We start from the raw sequence: 13,444 nt of genomic DNA, 5'->3' as shown, positions 1-13,444 counted from the left end.
GTCAGTTTTATGTTTCAGAGATCAGTTTAAGATTTTGTCGGTAGTTAACCGCGTTTTCAACATAATGTTGTGCAGAGCCTTGTAATTGCTTTTCTGCACTCGCGTCTAGTTGCTTAATGACCTTTGCCGGAGCCCCAACCACTAAACTGTAATCGGGGATGTCCATTTTCTCAGTGATCAACGCATTCGCACCAATGACGCAATATTTGCCTATTTTTGCGCCGTTTAGCACAACCGCGTTGATGCCAATAAGGGAATAGTCCCCTACTGTGCACCCATGCAACATTGCTTTATGTCCTACCGTTACCCCTTTGCCAATGTGTAATGGTATACCTTGGTCGGTGTGCAGAACACTGCCATCTTGAATGTTCGACGCTTCACCTATACAGATTTTATCCATATCTCCACGTATTACAGCGTTAAACCAAACACTGCTTTTTTCATGCAGTTCCACATCACCAATAACCTGTGCGCCTGGCGCAATAAAGCAGTCATCTGCACATTGAGGGCTTCGGTCATTTAATTGATAGCGCATTTAGATTTCCCTTGTTGCAAGCGTGTTTTCCGCTAGATTACACATCCACATTTCGCATTAAGCCTTCTTGGGTTGTTGATGCGACAAGTTCGCCAGCTTGATTGAAAATTTGTCCCCTTACTATGCCACGAGAGCCGCCACTAAATGGGCTTTCCATTGCATATAACAGCCACTCATTGAAATTAACTGGACGATGGAACCACATAGCATGATCTATCGTCGCAATTCTTAATGATTTATCGGTAACCGCAATACCGTGAGGCTGTAAAGAGGTGCTTAAAAAATGATAGTCTGATGCATAAGCAAGCGCCGCTTGGTGAATCGACAGAGCGCCCGATAAGGTATCTCTAGCTCGCATCCAGATATAGCGCGTTGGCGGGCGTTTAGCCGCTTGATATGAGTTTGCTGCATCAATTGTACGTATATCTACCGGTCGATGATAACTTAATGCTTCGCGCATGGGCCGCGCTATTTTATTGAAATTGGCTTCATAAAATTCAATGTCCGATTGAACTGCCTCGGGAGGAGGGACATCTGGCATTTCTGGTGCTTGATGATGCATACCGTCTTGCGGCACTTGGAAAGACGCTGTCATATAAAAAATACTTTTACCGTCTTGAATGGCTTTTACACGACGAGCTGAAAAGCTACGACCGTCACGAACCACTTCAACATCATAAACCACGGGTTTTTTAGCATCTCCAGGAAGCAAAAAATAGGTATGAAATGAATGCGCCACCCTGTCTTTATCTACGGTTTCATATGCGGCCGCAAGGGCTTGACCAAGGACTTGCCCACCAAATAATGCGCGAAAGCCTAAATCCCAACTTTCGCCGCGATAAAGGTTTTGCTCCACGGTTTCTAACTCAAAAAGTGAAGATAGTTTAACGTCAGACATGCTGATTTTTCTCTCTTTGTTCTGCTCTTGGGTTTCTTGGGTAGTACTTTTCCGGTAGACACGGGCTGTGCTCAAAAAAGCGTGTATCTTTATAGGGTAACTTCATAAAGCCGGAAATGCCTAACCCTTTTATGGTCGGGATTTCTTGTACCAGTGCATGAAGCAACTGTTCAAATTGATGTGTTTTACTGTGATCCAGTAGTGTGTAGTAGCTATGCACTTTCAAATGATGTGGTAGTGCTTCAAAAATAATACACCCAGTATGATGGATATTATTCAGGGATTTTATTAAAGAAATTATGCTGTTGGGCAATTTTAAAAGTTCGTCGGGGTCGTCACCGTCTTCAAAGTAAGAATGGTGCCTACTTTGATCTTTGGCAACAGACACTTGAGATATTTCAAAGGGTATACGGCAGTCTTCATTGGGAATAAAATCATGATTAACATGTTCGCGCTCTATATGTAGGGTATTTTTAGCGTTAAACATACAACATTTGAACACCCCAACTTTATGAATAGCGCGAGCCAACGCAATGACATTGTTCACCGCCATCTCAAACGCTGGCTTAAGTGTTCTGTCGTACAAATTTAAGCTGGAATCAATATAAACGCCATTGGGTTCCCATCGAATGGCCATGCCGCCTACCACAGGGTAACGACCTAATCTGCCAATGGCAGAAATAAACGCTTTTTCTGTATCTCCCATACCTTGCAGGTAGTTTTTATAGTAGCGATCGAACTGCGCATCATTGATGTAGCGTAAAGTATCTTCGTGAAGGTCAGCTTGTTGACGAAGGTATGACTTTCTTGAACTGTATACCACAGTCTCTATTTCATTGGATGTTTCTGTTATCCACGTAGGAATGCTGGCCTGGTAGCGTGTTGGTTTGTCTTCGGTAAACACCATATTTTTGAGTACATGAAGGTGCTTTAGAAAGTAGTCGCCGCCTTGGCGTCGCTTAAGAGGATCCTCAGATAGCATGAAGGTGAGTATATCTGCCAACATTTTAGGTAAACCCAGTGATATCGGGCGAATAACACTGGCACCATAACGGCAAGATTGCCCTGACGCTAAAGCGTAAAGAGTACTTGCTAAGCCTTGTTCATCAAAGCGCGGCGAGGACAATGCGCCGTTTAATTGCTCTTCGCCAATAAAGTAAACATCGCCTAACCTTGCGTTAGTTTGCTGCAACTCGCTGGACATGAGATCCATGACATTACTACCGATAAATTGCCCATTGGCGTCTACCTGCGCAAAAACAGACGACCCCCAATCGATTAAGCTTATAGTCTCATGGTGAGCGTCCCAAACTAGGTTGGAAGGTTTAATATCGCCATGAACAATAGGCTTCTCTTTTCCGTGCTGAGTGTTGCTTCTCAGTGTTAACAGCAACTCCCCCACCTGCACAGCAATTTTTACGATGATTCGCGGGGGCAGAGGCCCTTGCTTTAAACTTACTTTTTCGAGGTCTTCTCCAATTGCTCGCTGCATGACTAAGATAGATTGCTTTTTTATTTGCTGGAAAGCTCTGAAGTCTGGCACGAAAGGGTGCACAACTTGGGACAGCATAAAAGCTTCTTCTTCCAGTCTATCTTGCACATGCTGCGGCAGATTAATTCGCGAAAACTTAAACACAAGCGCCTCCCCGGACGAGGTGACACCGGAAAAAGCAAAGCCAAAGGCACCTTTACCTAGAAGTGACAACGAGCGATAGCCAAGGTTTTCTAACTGTGCAATACACAAGGCCACCCAGTCTTTTAATTTTTTAGCATCCGCATGAGAAAGCAAATAAATGGATTGCTCTTCGGGAATGTAAAAATGCTTGATGTCACTTGGATTTGGCATACCTAATTATCGTTAACCAGCCAGGTAAGATGGAACGCTGTATTGTCTCCTAGATGGGGAGCGACCTCTTGGAGTGCATCATTTAACTGAACGTCGAGCTGCCAAGGTGGATTTAGCACCAATACGCCTGAGCCATACATGCCCGCTTCTTCTGTGTTTTCAATTACCGTGAGTTCGGCCTGAAAACAAGGAATACCAAGTTCCACTAAGCTCGCTATCATCGCACTGCACGCCTGGGATTTTTTGTCTGCCCTGGCAGACAATAGCGGATACCAAATGACAATTTGCCCTTGTTGCCAGCGCTGTAATACCGATTTAACGGTGACTGATACATCAGTGTATTCCTGGATACGCTCGTAAGGTGGGTCAATAAGTACAGCACCACGATTAGGCTGGGGAGGTGTGAGCGCTTTAATGCCTTCAAAGCCATCCCGCTGATGCACGTGGCAACTTCCCCCCACTTTAGCGGCATGTTGTTGAGAAAATATCACGTGATTTAACTTCTCAAATTCTGCGGGGTGCAGTTCCATCAAATGCACATTGTCCATTTCGCGCACAAGGTTAGCACTTAACATAGGCGAACCAGGGTACATCCCTTTGTCGAAATACGTTTGAATCAACGTGTGGTAGTGGTTAAGTAAAGAGGACTGAGGAGAAAGCTGAGCCACTTTACTTACCCCTGATTCGTACTCTTTATTTTTAGCAGACATGGCGTGATCAAGTTGATACTCACCGGCCCCACTATGGGTATCAAACAGGGTGAAGGGTTTATTTTTTTTCTTTAAATGATTAATGACACCTATCCAGCACAGGTGTTTTATAACATCGGCGTGATTGCCGGCATGAAATGCATGTTGATAACTAAGCACAATTTACCGTGTTCTCAGTGGAAAATTCCACGAATAAGCTAATTTAGCATGCAATAGTAACGCCTGACGCTTAGCAGTGACAAGTACAGCGTCAGGCATTCTGTAGCCCTAGCGCAAATGCATTAGCATTTTTTCTGGTGCTTGTAGGTAGCTCATCCAAAGGTTGTTAAATTTAACCATGGTTGCGCCGTCAATAATGCGATGATCTCCTGACCAATTAATCATCATGATTTGCTGCGCTACCACCTCACCTTTGGGAGTAAACCGCGGAAGCGACTGTGTTTTGCCTAATGCAACAATAGCGGCCTCTGGCTTATTAATGACAGGCGTTGCGGTTATGCCCCCTATTGCGCCGATATTAGATATGCTAATCGTGCCGCCTTTTAAGTGATGGCTAGCTATCTGCCCTTTCCTTGCTTCATCTATAATTTCTTGCATTTGTGTCGCTATATCAAAAATAGACAATTGCTGAACCTGTTTAATATTGGGGACGAGCAAGCCTATTTTCGTATCTACAGCAAAACCAATATTATGATCGTAAAAATAGCGTAGCTCAGTGGCATCATCATTAAGCTGGCTGTTGATAATTTCGAATTCGCTTAAGGCCAACGACAGGGCTTTAATAAAGAATGGCATCAAACTGAGTTTCACACCTTTTTCCTCAAATACTGGCTTTAAGCGTTGACGAAGCGCGATTAGGTTGTCCATAACCAGTTCGTCACTTACGGTAAAGTGCGGGATGGTGGAAACTGAGGCCACCATCTGTTTAGCCATGGCAGCCTGAACACCGCGTACTTTTACTGTTTTCACACGGTCGTTTTCTTGTGGCTGGTTAGGCATCTCCTTTAGGGTTGGTGTGTGCGAGTCCTTCGCTCCTTTTGTTAATTGCGCCAGTACGTCCTGTTTTAAAATTCTTCCTTTTTTTCCTGTCCCCTTTATGTCACCTAGGTCAAGGCTTTGTTCTCGGGCAATTCGTCTAACAGCAGGGCTAGCTAAGACTTTACCGGGAATAACCACGGGAGGCTCAAAGTCACCTGATGGCCACTTATCGTCTTTTACGGGCGCGTTGTCTCTGCTGTTGTTTTCACTCTTTCCGTGACACATATTTTGGTTTGCCGCTAACGGTTCGCAATATTCACTGCCCGCGCTTTCCTGCCCTTTTAATTCGCCTGTTTCGGGTTTTCTGATGAGCGAAAACAACGGGCTATGGACTTTAGCGATGTCTCCTTGGGCATAATACAGCGTGCCCACTACGCCAGAATGCTTGGCTGGGATTTCAACCACCGCTTTGTCGGTCATGACTTCAACTACGCTTTGGTCTTCCGCAATGAGATCGCCTTCTTTTACATTCCATTTTACGATTTCACATTCAACGATACCTTCACCAATATCAGGTAAAATGAAATCTTCATGAACGGCTTCTTGATCACCAAGATTTTCTTGAGTAGGAGAATCATCTTGGTGTGGTGGGACTGCGTCTTCTTGAGTGGCATCTGCTGTGGAGGTCGGTTCAGTGGATAGCCCCCCTGTCGTCTCCATGGCAAATAATGGCGCGTGCACGGCTGCAATATCGCCCTCCTTATAGTAAAGCTTGGTGACTGTGCCGCTATGCATTGCCGGAATTTGAACCGTGGCTTTGTCTGTCATGACCTCAGCAACAGGCTGGTCTTCTTCAATGACGTCGCCTTCGGACACTAACCATTCCAAAAGCTCACATTCAACAATGCCTTCACCAATGTCAGGCAATATAAAGTCAATAGTCATGCTGGGCCCCTTAGTAGTGAAGTGTGCGCTTAATGGCTTCGTAGATTTTAGTCGCGTCTGGCATATACTCTTTTTCGTGCGCCAGTGGATAAGGCGTATCTAAGCCACACACCCGAGCAATCGGCGCTTCCAGATATAAAAAACACTTCTCTTGAATTGTTGCCGCTATTTCACTGGCAAAGCCGCCCGTGAGCGGCGCTTCGTGATTAATAAGTAAACGCCCTGTTTTCATGACAGATGCAGCTACTGTGTGGGCATCCCAGGGTAAAATACTGCGCAAGTCGATAATTTCACAGGAAACGCCATCATCTAGTGCCGTTGCTGCCGCCTTTTGAAGCTCTTCAATTTGTGCGCCCCAGCCTAACAATGTGATATCTGAACCTTCTTGAACAATATCTGCTTTACCCAAGGGTAACTGATAATCTTCCTCTGGCACGTCACTGATTGACGCACGATAGAGCTTTTTAGGCTCTAAAAACAACACAGGATTCTTGTCTCTAATAGACGCCAGTAACAGCCCTTTGGCTTGATACGGGTTTCTAGGCACCACTATCTTTAGGCCCGGGCAGTGGGCGAAAAACGCTTCTGGCGATTGGCTATGGTAGTGCCCGCCAGCAATACCGCCGCCATAGGGGGTACGAATAGTCAGAGTGCCTACATCAAATTGTCCTCCAGAACGATAACGCCACTTAGCGGTTTCGTTCACAATTTGGTCGAATGCGGGGAAGATATAGTCACCAAATTGAATTTCAGCGACAGGCACAGACCCTTGGGCTGCTAAACCATTGGCAAAACCTATAATACCCTGTTCGGTTAGGGGGGTATTGAAGCAGCGTCCCTTTCCAAATTTTTCCTGAAGGTGACTGGTAGCGCGAAACACGCCCCCAAAGTGACCCACATCTTCACCAAAAACCATGACTTTATCGTCGTCTGTCATGGCAGTAATGAGGGCATTATTGATGGCTTGTAGTAAATTCATTTGTGCCATTATTTCATTCTCCCTGACGTTTTAGGGTACATGTGTGGGTATTTTTTAATGTGTTGTTTAAGGTCTTGAAGTTGTTCATCAAGGTGCCAAGGCACTGAATCATAGACATCACTCACAATGTCATCGATAGGACAAATTTCGGTGGTTTCGCACCGCTTCATTGACGCTAAAACCTCTTGGCGCATTGCGGTAAGGCGTTTTTCATTGTCTTGTTCGTTAAACCAGCCTTTGTGGGTTAACCAGTTGGCAAACCGAGTAATAGGGTCTTTTGTGCGCCATTTTTCTTCCTCTTCTTTTGAGCGGTAACCGCTAGGATCATCGGAGGTAGAATGGGCGGCTAACCTGTAGGTCATCGCTTCAATAAGTACAGGGCATTGTTCTGCAAGAGCGATTTCCCTCGCCCGTTTCGTTGCCGCGTAAACCGCTAATACGTCGTTGCCGTCTACCCGAATGGTTTTTATTCCGTAACCTAACCCGCGAGACGCTATGCCATCACCTGCAAATTGTTCCTCTGCTGGTGTGGAGATAGCGTAGCCATTATTTCTGCAAAAAAAGATGACAGGACAGCTAAGTACCGCTGCCATATTAAGCCCAGCGTGGAAATCTCCTTCTGACGCGGCACCTTCTCCGAAATAGCATATGGTAATTGCGTCTTTCCCTGCCATTTTTTGACCATACGCATAGCCGGAAGCTTGCGGTATTTGGGTGCCAAGGGGAGATGAGATCGTCATGAAATTTAGCGCTTTATCACCATAATGAATCGGCATTTGGCGGCCTTTATTAGGGTCGTCTTTATTGCTGAACATCTGATTCATGAATTGATCAGTGGTGTATCCTCGATAAGCCAATGCCCCTTGCTCACGATATTGTGACATGATGAGGTCTTCGGTACTTAGTGCCGCTGCGCTTGCTACCGTTGCGGCTTCCTCGCCGGTACTTGCAAGGTAAAAGCTAATACGCCCTTGGCGTTGAGCCGCCACCATTCGTTCATCAAGCACCCGCGTGTAGGCCATGGTCTCGTGAATCTTTAACGCTTGCGCTTGACTAATGTCGGGTAAGGTTGCCTCCGGCGTTGCTTTACCGTTTTCGTCGAGAATTTGCAGCATTGGGATGTCAATAATACCGTTATCTATAATATTCACATCGGCAACAGTTGTTACTTGTGCTAGGTGGTTTCTGTCTTTCATTATTTTCTCCAGAAACAGTGGGAAGCTTCCACGAATTTAGAATGAATATGCTAGTAGACTCACGCTGGCACTTTCTTGCTATTTCTCCACGAAAAGTAGTTTTAAAAGGAACATCTATACTCTTTTTAGGAGCTAAACATGATTAGCATCCTAATGTTTTAATTTAATGTTAATGAATTGCGATATTTGCGTGAAATTTGGTGACCTGGCGTTTTTGTATTTGGATAGATGTATTAAATTTAATACGCCTTTGTTCATTACAAACGGTCATCAACTGTGTTAGAAATGCATTAATCCTCGAACGAAACTCTGTTTATATTCCCTTGCTTTTTTATTGAAGCGCTGGCAGGTAAATGGGTTATTTTAATAATAAAAAACGGGGCTCCAGGGAACAATCATTATGAGACTTAGTATGAAAAAGAAACTCTTGAGTACCATCATTGCCTCTACCCTATTTGCAACGCCATCGATGTTGTCCGCTCAGGATGTGAAATCGAACATCATGGCAAGCCATACGCTAGAGCAAAACAATCCAATTGAAGCGTCTTTCGACAAAAAAAATATTCTTGCGAATGCCGTTAAGGTTAATGACCATCAAGTTAGAGTTATTGTGCAGTTGCATGATTCACCTTTAGCTCAGTTTAGTGGGGTTAACCCCAGCGTACGAAGCGCGTCTGCCCAACAAGGCGCAAAGGTAGATTTCTCATCAAACGCGGCCATAAGCTACAAAAAAATACTTAAGAACAAGCAGCGAAGCCTGGTTGAGGATATACACAACTTTGACCCTACCTTTGAAGCCGATAAATCCTTTACCGCTTCCTTTAATGGTGTGTCTGGCATTGTGAGTAAACACGCGTTAGACAACCTAGCGAGTTTGCCAGAGGTAAAGGCGATTTACCCCGATGTGATGCACCGCGCACAGATGGACGCAAGTTTGGATTTAATTGGCGCAATTGATACATGGACTCAGTTGGGGGGCGCAGAAAACGCAGGGAAAGGCATTCGCGTCGCCATTATAGACAGTGGAATACGGCCTGAAAACGCGCTTTTTAGCGGTGATGATTTTGACGCACCGGACGCATCCACCCTGCCCTCTGATGACTATTGCTCAGACACGCCAGATTTCTGTAACAATAAGCTTATTGTGGCACGTTATGCGTCGATACCAGACGGTTTTGACATTGTTGATGGCGAGTATCTTTCCCCTCTTGGTTATAATGGCCATGGTACCCACGTAGCGGGAACGGCGGTGGGCAATGCGGGCGTTACCGCATCACGAGATGGAGCGACCGCAGAAATATCAGGAGTGGCACCTGCCGCCTACCTAATGGTGTATAAAGGTTTGTATGCGACGCCTGACGACCCTACCTCCTCAAGCGGCATGACCTCCATGTTATTGGAAATGCTTGAGGCAGCACTAGAAGATGGCGCTGACATCATCAATAACTCCTGGGGCGGAGATGGTGGCGCAAGCCCAGTGGGTTCCGTTTATGAAGATATATTTGCTGCTATGGACGAAGCAGGCGTAGTGACGGTATTTTCCGCCGGCAATGAAGGCCCCGAAGCCACCACAATAGGTTGTCCCGGGTGTTCAAAAGATGTCTTAACAGTTGCTGCCACCTCAACCAACCGTTTGTTTGCAAACGAAGTCACGGTTGACGGCGATACCAGTATCGGCGCTATCCCAGCCCTCTATTCTGTTGGTAATGCTGCCATTACATTTACCAGCCCCTTAACGGCACCTGTGATATACGCGGGGGAAATTGATGAAGCTAACATTGAAGGGTGTTCGGCTTACGCAGATGACTCTACCTTTGAAAATGCCATTGCTTTAATTAGCCGAGGCACGTGTGGCTTTGTCGATAAAATTGCCAACGCTGAGGCCGCGGGCGCACTGGCGGTTTTGGTGTTTAACGAAGAGGGCCGCGGTGAAGCGCCCATTATTATGGGCGGGCTAAGTACAGAGCAAACAGTTCCCTCACTCATGCTGCCCGCCACACAGGGATTAGCGCTCGCTGAATTAGCTGGCGCCACCGATGAGGATGTTATTGTGACTATCGGCAACGAGGTGGTTGCGTCCTATTCCGATAGTTTAGCGGATATTATGGGTGACTTTAGTTCTCGCGGGCCTAACGGCGACCCGAGTTTCTTGAAACCAAACATTGCGGCTCCTGGTGTGCGTATTTTTTCCGGTGAGTCGCCAGATGCCCCGGATCATATTGGTGAAAACTTTTCGTTTAAAAACGGTACCTCCATGGCGTCTCCCCATGTTGCTGGTGCCGCCGCATTGCTAAAACAAATGCATCCTGAATGGAGTGCACAGCAAATAAAAAGTGCCTTGGTCACTTCCTCTATTCGCGACGTACTGAAAGAAGATGGTCTTACACAAGCTGACAACTTCGACATGGGGGCGGGACGGCTCGATTTATCTCGGGCTAGCACAGTAGAAGTCACCTTCAGCGAACTGAGTTTGGTGTCGGCCGAATGCTTTCTTACCTGTGACTTGTCAATCACCCTGACGAATACGACTGACAGCGCCGTGACGCTTAGTGGTAGCCTGTTGTTTAGCGATGATGGTACGGATGGGTATCTCACTCCTGCTTTGACCACGCTTGCACCAGGGTCGTCTGAGGAAGTGATATTAACCCTTGATGTGGCAAATGCTGCTTCCAGTGAATGGTTATTGGGTGGTGCAAATTGGTCTGACGGTGATGACGCTACCACGGATTACTATATTCCAATGGCGATCTATTCTGTGAGTACAGATGAACCTTCTTTGCTGAACAGCGAAGTAAGTGTTAGCACGGTAGAAGCGGGAGATAATGTCACCACTACAATTTATGCAAATAATAAAGGTGTCACTGGCGTAACCAGTATTACAGGGCAAATAGACGAAAAGCTGTCTGTTAACACGGACTCGATAACGGCCATGAAAAACGGCTCACAAGACACGGTGACCTTTGATGCGCAAACCAATGTGCTCACCTGGGAAGGTTCGTTAGATATCGCCAGTATCAACTTCAATGAGGATACTGGAATAGCAGCGGTAACAGGAGGCGATTATCTTCCTTTGGCATCGTTAGGGGTCACCCCCGTGTCCTGTACTTCACTGTGTGATGATACGTCAATTGTATTTAGTGGGGTGCCTGAAATACGTTATTTAGGTGAGGGTTACACAACCATTCAACTATCCTCAAATGGTTTTATGGCCATGGGAGCTGAGTCTGGAGATATGTCTTCTCCCTTTGCGGAGCAATTGCCAGGCTCTGACGATCCAAACAATATTCTCGCGCCCTATTGGACAGATTTAGATTTAGACGGCACTGACGCGAACGACGATGGTACGGGTGACATGTACGTGGCCATCCTTGGCGGCGGTAGCTACCTGGTTGTGGAGTGGGCAAATGCGCAGCTTTGGGACCAACCAGGGACCAGTTTTAACTTCCAAATTTGGTATGACTATTCTAATGAAAGCTTCCACTTTGTTTACGGTGCAATGGATACGCCAGTAGACCCAGTTGTAGTGGGGGCTGAAAACAGCTTCGGTACTGTAGGCGCAACCCTAGCCTATTATTCCGAGGACGGTTCTCAGGGGAGCTTGCCGACAGAAGGTAGCGAATATGTACTTGCATACAGTGAAGGCGATGAGGTGTCCATTTCGTTCGAAGGGACAGTGTTACCTGTTGCCGATTACATGGATGATAGTTTCAGCGTGAATGAAGATGCTAGCATTACTGCAAATGTCATCGCTAATGAAGCAGACGACACTATCGTCAATACATTTACAATGGCGTCCTTATCAGGTGATTATCGAACCTTTACGCCCATCACCATTGATAAAGATGCGCTTGATATAGATTCTGTCACCATTTCAGTCGCGCCTGAAAATGGAGTAGCAACCACCAACGGTGACGGCACCATAACCTATACTCCCACGGCTGACTTTTTTGGTGAAGATAGCTTCAAATATACGGTGAGCACCGAAACGTCAACGAGCGGTGACGACCCCCTTGATGGGCAAGTGATAGGGGAAGCTACGGTTAATATAGCTGTAGCGGGTATTCAGGATGCGCCTGTGGTTACCATCAGTGCCCCTTCAAGCGTGAAAGAAAACGAAAGTTACTCGGTAAGTGTAACGGCGAGTGATGCCGATGGTGATGATGTTGTTGTGTCTATTGATGGTGTTGAAAGAACCAGTTTAACTGGCACTGCACCGAGTTATGATACCGCAACATCGGTGTCGTTACAGGTGTCGGCAACTGACGGCATAGACACGACATCGGAAACGGTCACTATACGTGTAGAAGAAAAGAGTGGCGGCGCGATAAGTTGGTTATCGGTGCTTCTTGTTCCTCTATTGTTTATTCGAAGACGCCATACGCGGCGCTATCATTAGACGCCGCTAGTGCACCATTAAAAAGGCCGCTTATGAATGACGCGGCCTTTTTTATTACTGCTAGTGGTGTGGTTCACCCTAACCTTTTTGCCTTGCTGCTAGTTATCAGCCATTAATAAGGTATCTTCCCCCACTGACTCGGGTTGCGTGGGCCTTACAATGGGGTGAGCCACAAGTGAGTGTCGTAGCTTAGGTTTAAGTAACCACGCTAATGCACGGGTATCTGTTAAACCACTATCTAGCCAAGTATCAATACTGCCATCGTTATGTGATAACACTAAGGGGCTGGATTTACTGTGGTATTTTTCCATTTTTGGGTGTGCAGGTAAGGTTACTACTGAGCAGCTTACTTTGTAATGGTTTGTATTATCTTGCCCTTTATATTGCCAAATTCGGTATAACCCGCCCATGGCCATTGCATGGGGAGGCTTGTCTTGTGCAAAAACCGTGAAGTCCGTATACCTGGCCTGACTTCCCTTCCCCTCGGTTTCGCCAAAGCCTGCGGCAGGAATAACGCAACGCATGCTTCGAAATGATTGATAGCCAGCGCTTCGTTTCACGTTAAGTTTATCGTAACGTGTATTAAATGACGTGTACTTCGAAGGTTTAAAATCTACCACAGTGCCGTTGCTTATCCGTGGTTCCAGCAAAAGCCACCACAACGCATTATGCATTTCTCGCTGCCCATGAGCGTTTTCGAACACAATAGATACCGTGTTCGCGGCAGTGATAATCCTAGAAAAGATGGGGCCGGTTTCAGGCCATAAACGAATTTGAAGCCCTTCCATTAAGGCCCGTACGCCTTCGCAGTCAGTGACGTTTAATCTACCACACATCTTTACACCTTCTTTTGGGCTATCAGCATAGACATTTTGTTAATCACATGTAATATTAATTCGTTTAACAAAAAAGGTAGCCTGTTGTAATAACGGGAATAAACGTATCAAGGGAGTGATTTTTA

At 46.1% G+C, this 13,444-nt stretch carries 9 protein-coding genes; 1 reads left to right on the top strand and 8 read right to left on the bottom strand.

Annotated features, from left to right (window positions below):
- Positions 1-7 precede the first annotated feature (7 nt).
- The 7 genes from EP13_RS09725 to EP13_RS09695 all read right to left on the bottom strand — a co-directional run bounded on the left by EP13_RS09725 (position 8) and on the right by EP13_RS09695 (position 8,087).
- The gene (locus tag EP13_RS09725; protein ID WP_044057123.1) at positions 8-535 is read right to left on the bottom strand and encodes a gamma carbonic anhydrase family protein; all 528 of its coding nucleotides are present in this window, start codon (positions 533-535) and stop codon (positions 8-10) included.
- 37 nt (positions 536-572) lie between these two features.
- Positions 573-1,433 (bottom strand): acyl-CoA thioesterase II, encoded by an 861-nt coding sequence (gene tesB, locus EP13_RS09720; protein WP_044057122.1) that lies wholly within the window; start codon positions 1,431-1,433, stop codon positions 573-575.
- Positions 1,426-3,279: a protein kinase domain-containing protein gene (locus tag EP13_RS09715; protein WP_044057121.1), complete on the bottom strand. Its 1,854-nt coding sequence runs from the start codon at positions 3,277-3,279 to the stop codon at positions 1,426-1,428. Before EP13_RS09715 ends, tesB begins: the two co-directional genes overlap by 8 nt.
- A gap of 2 nt (positions 3,280-3,281) precedes the next feature.
- Complete coding sequence (locus tag EP13_RS09710) at positions 3,282-4,148, bottom strand: 23S rRNA (adenine(2030)-N(6))-methyltransferase RlmJ (protein ID WP_044057120.1); 867 nt, start codon at positions 4,146-4,148, stop codon at positions 3,282-3,284.
- Between the two features lie 108 nt (positions 4,149-4,256).
- Positions 4,257-5,912: a dihydrolipoyllysine-residue acetyltransferase gene (locus EP13_RS09705; RefSeq protein ID WP_044057119.1), complete on the bottom strand. Its 1,656-nt coding sequence runs from the start codon at positions 5,910-5,912 to the stop codon at positions 4,257-4,259.
- Positions 5,913-5,922: 10 nt separating this feature from the next.
- Positions 5,923-6,900 (bottom strand): alpha-ketoacid dehydrogenase subunit beta, encoded by a 978-nt coding sequence (locus EP13_RS09700; protein WP_044057118.1) that lies wholly within the window; start codon positions 6,898-6,900, stop codon positions 5,923-5,925.
- Positions 6,900-8,087 (bottom strand): thiamine pyrophosphate-dependent dehydrogenase E1 component subunit alpha, encoded by a 1,188-nt coding sequence (locus tag EP13_RS09695; RefSeq protein ID WP_044057117.1) that lies wholly within the window; start codon positions 8,085-8,087, stop codon positions 6,900-6,902. Before EP13_RS09695 ends, EP13_RS09700 begins: the two co-directional genes overlap by 1 nt.
- A gap of 412 nt (positions 8,088-8,499) precedes the next feature.
- On the opposite strand from EP13_RS09695, the gene EP13_RS09690 reads away from it, so the two are divergent.
- Positions 8,500-12,483: a S8 family serine peptidase gene (locus tag EP13_RS09690; protein ID WP_044057116.1), complete on the top strand. Its 3,984-nt coding sequence runs from the start codon at positions 8,500-8,502 to the stop codon at positions 12,481-12,483.
- Between the two features lie 98 nt (positions 12,484-12,581).
- Here EP13_RS09690 and EP13_RS09685 read toward each other — a convergent pair whose 3' ends face one another.
- A complete protein-coding gene (locus EP13_RS09685) occupies positions 12,582-13,319 on the bottom strand; it encodes an SOS response-associated peptidase family protein (protein ID WP_044057115.1) in 738 nt (245 codons plus the stop codon).
- Positions 13,320-13,444: the final 125 nt, after the last annotated feature.

The sequence above is a fragment of the Alteromonas australica genome (genome assembly GCF_000730385.1).
In the GTDB taxonomy this organism is placed as follows: Bacteria; Pseudomonadota; Gammaproteobacteria; order Enterobacterales; family Alteromonadaceae; genus Alteromonas; species Alteromonas australica.
This window is presented reverse-complemented; position numbering and strand designations above follow the sequence as displayed.

Excerpts from the sequence above, each read along its gene's own strand:
- EP13_RS09725 (WP_044057123.1), bottom strand. The coding sequence starts at position 535 with ATGCGCTATCAATTAAATGACCGAAGCCCTCAATGTGCAGATGACTGC.
- tesB (WP_044057122.1), bottom strand. The coding sequence starts at position 1,433 with ATGTCTGACGTTAAACTATCTTCACTTTTTGAGTTAGAAACCGTGGAG.
- EP13_RS09715 (WP_044057121.1), bottom strand. The coding sequence starts at position 3,279 with ATGCCAAATCCAAGTGACATCAAGCATTTTTACATTCCCGAAGAGCAA.
- EP13_RS09705 (WP_044057119.1), bottom strand. The coding sequence starts at position 5,912 with ATGACTATTGACTTTATATTGCCTGACATTGGTGAAGGCATTGTTGAA.
- EP13_RS09700 (WP_044057118.1), bottom strand. The coding sequence starts at position 6,900 with ATGGCACAAATGAATTTACTACAAGCCATCAATAATGCCCTCATTACT.
- EP13_RS09695 (WP_044057117.1), bottom strand. The coding sequence starts at position 8,087 with ATGAAAGACAGAAACCACCTAGCACAAGTAACAACTGTTGCCGATGTG.
- EP13_RS09690 (WP_044057116.1), top strand. The coding sequence starts at position 8,500 with ATGAAAAAGAAACTCTTGAGTACCATCATTGCCTCTACCCTATTTGCA.
- EP13_RS09685 (WP_044057115.1), bottom strand. The coding sequence starts at position 13,319 with ATGTGTGGTAGATTAAACGTCACTGACTGCGAAGGCGTACGGGCCTTA.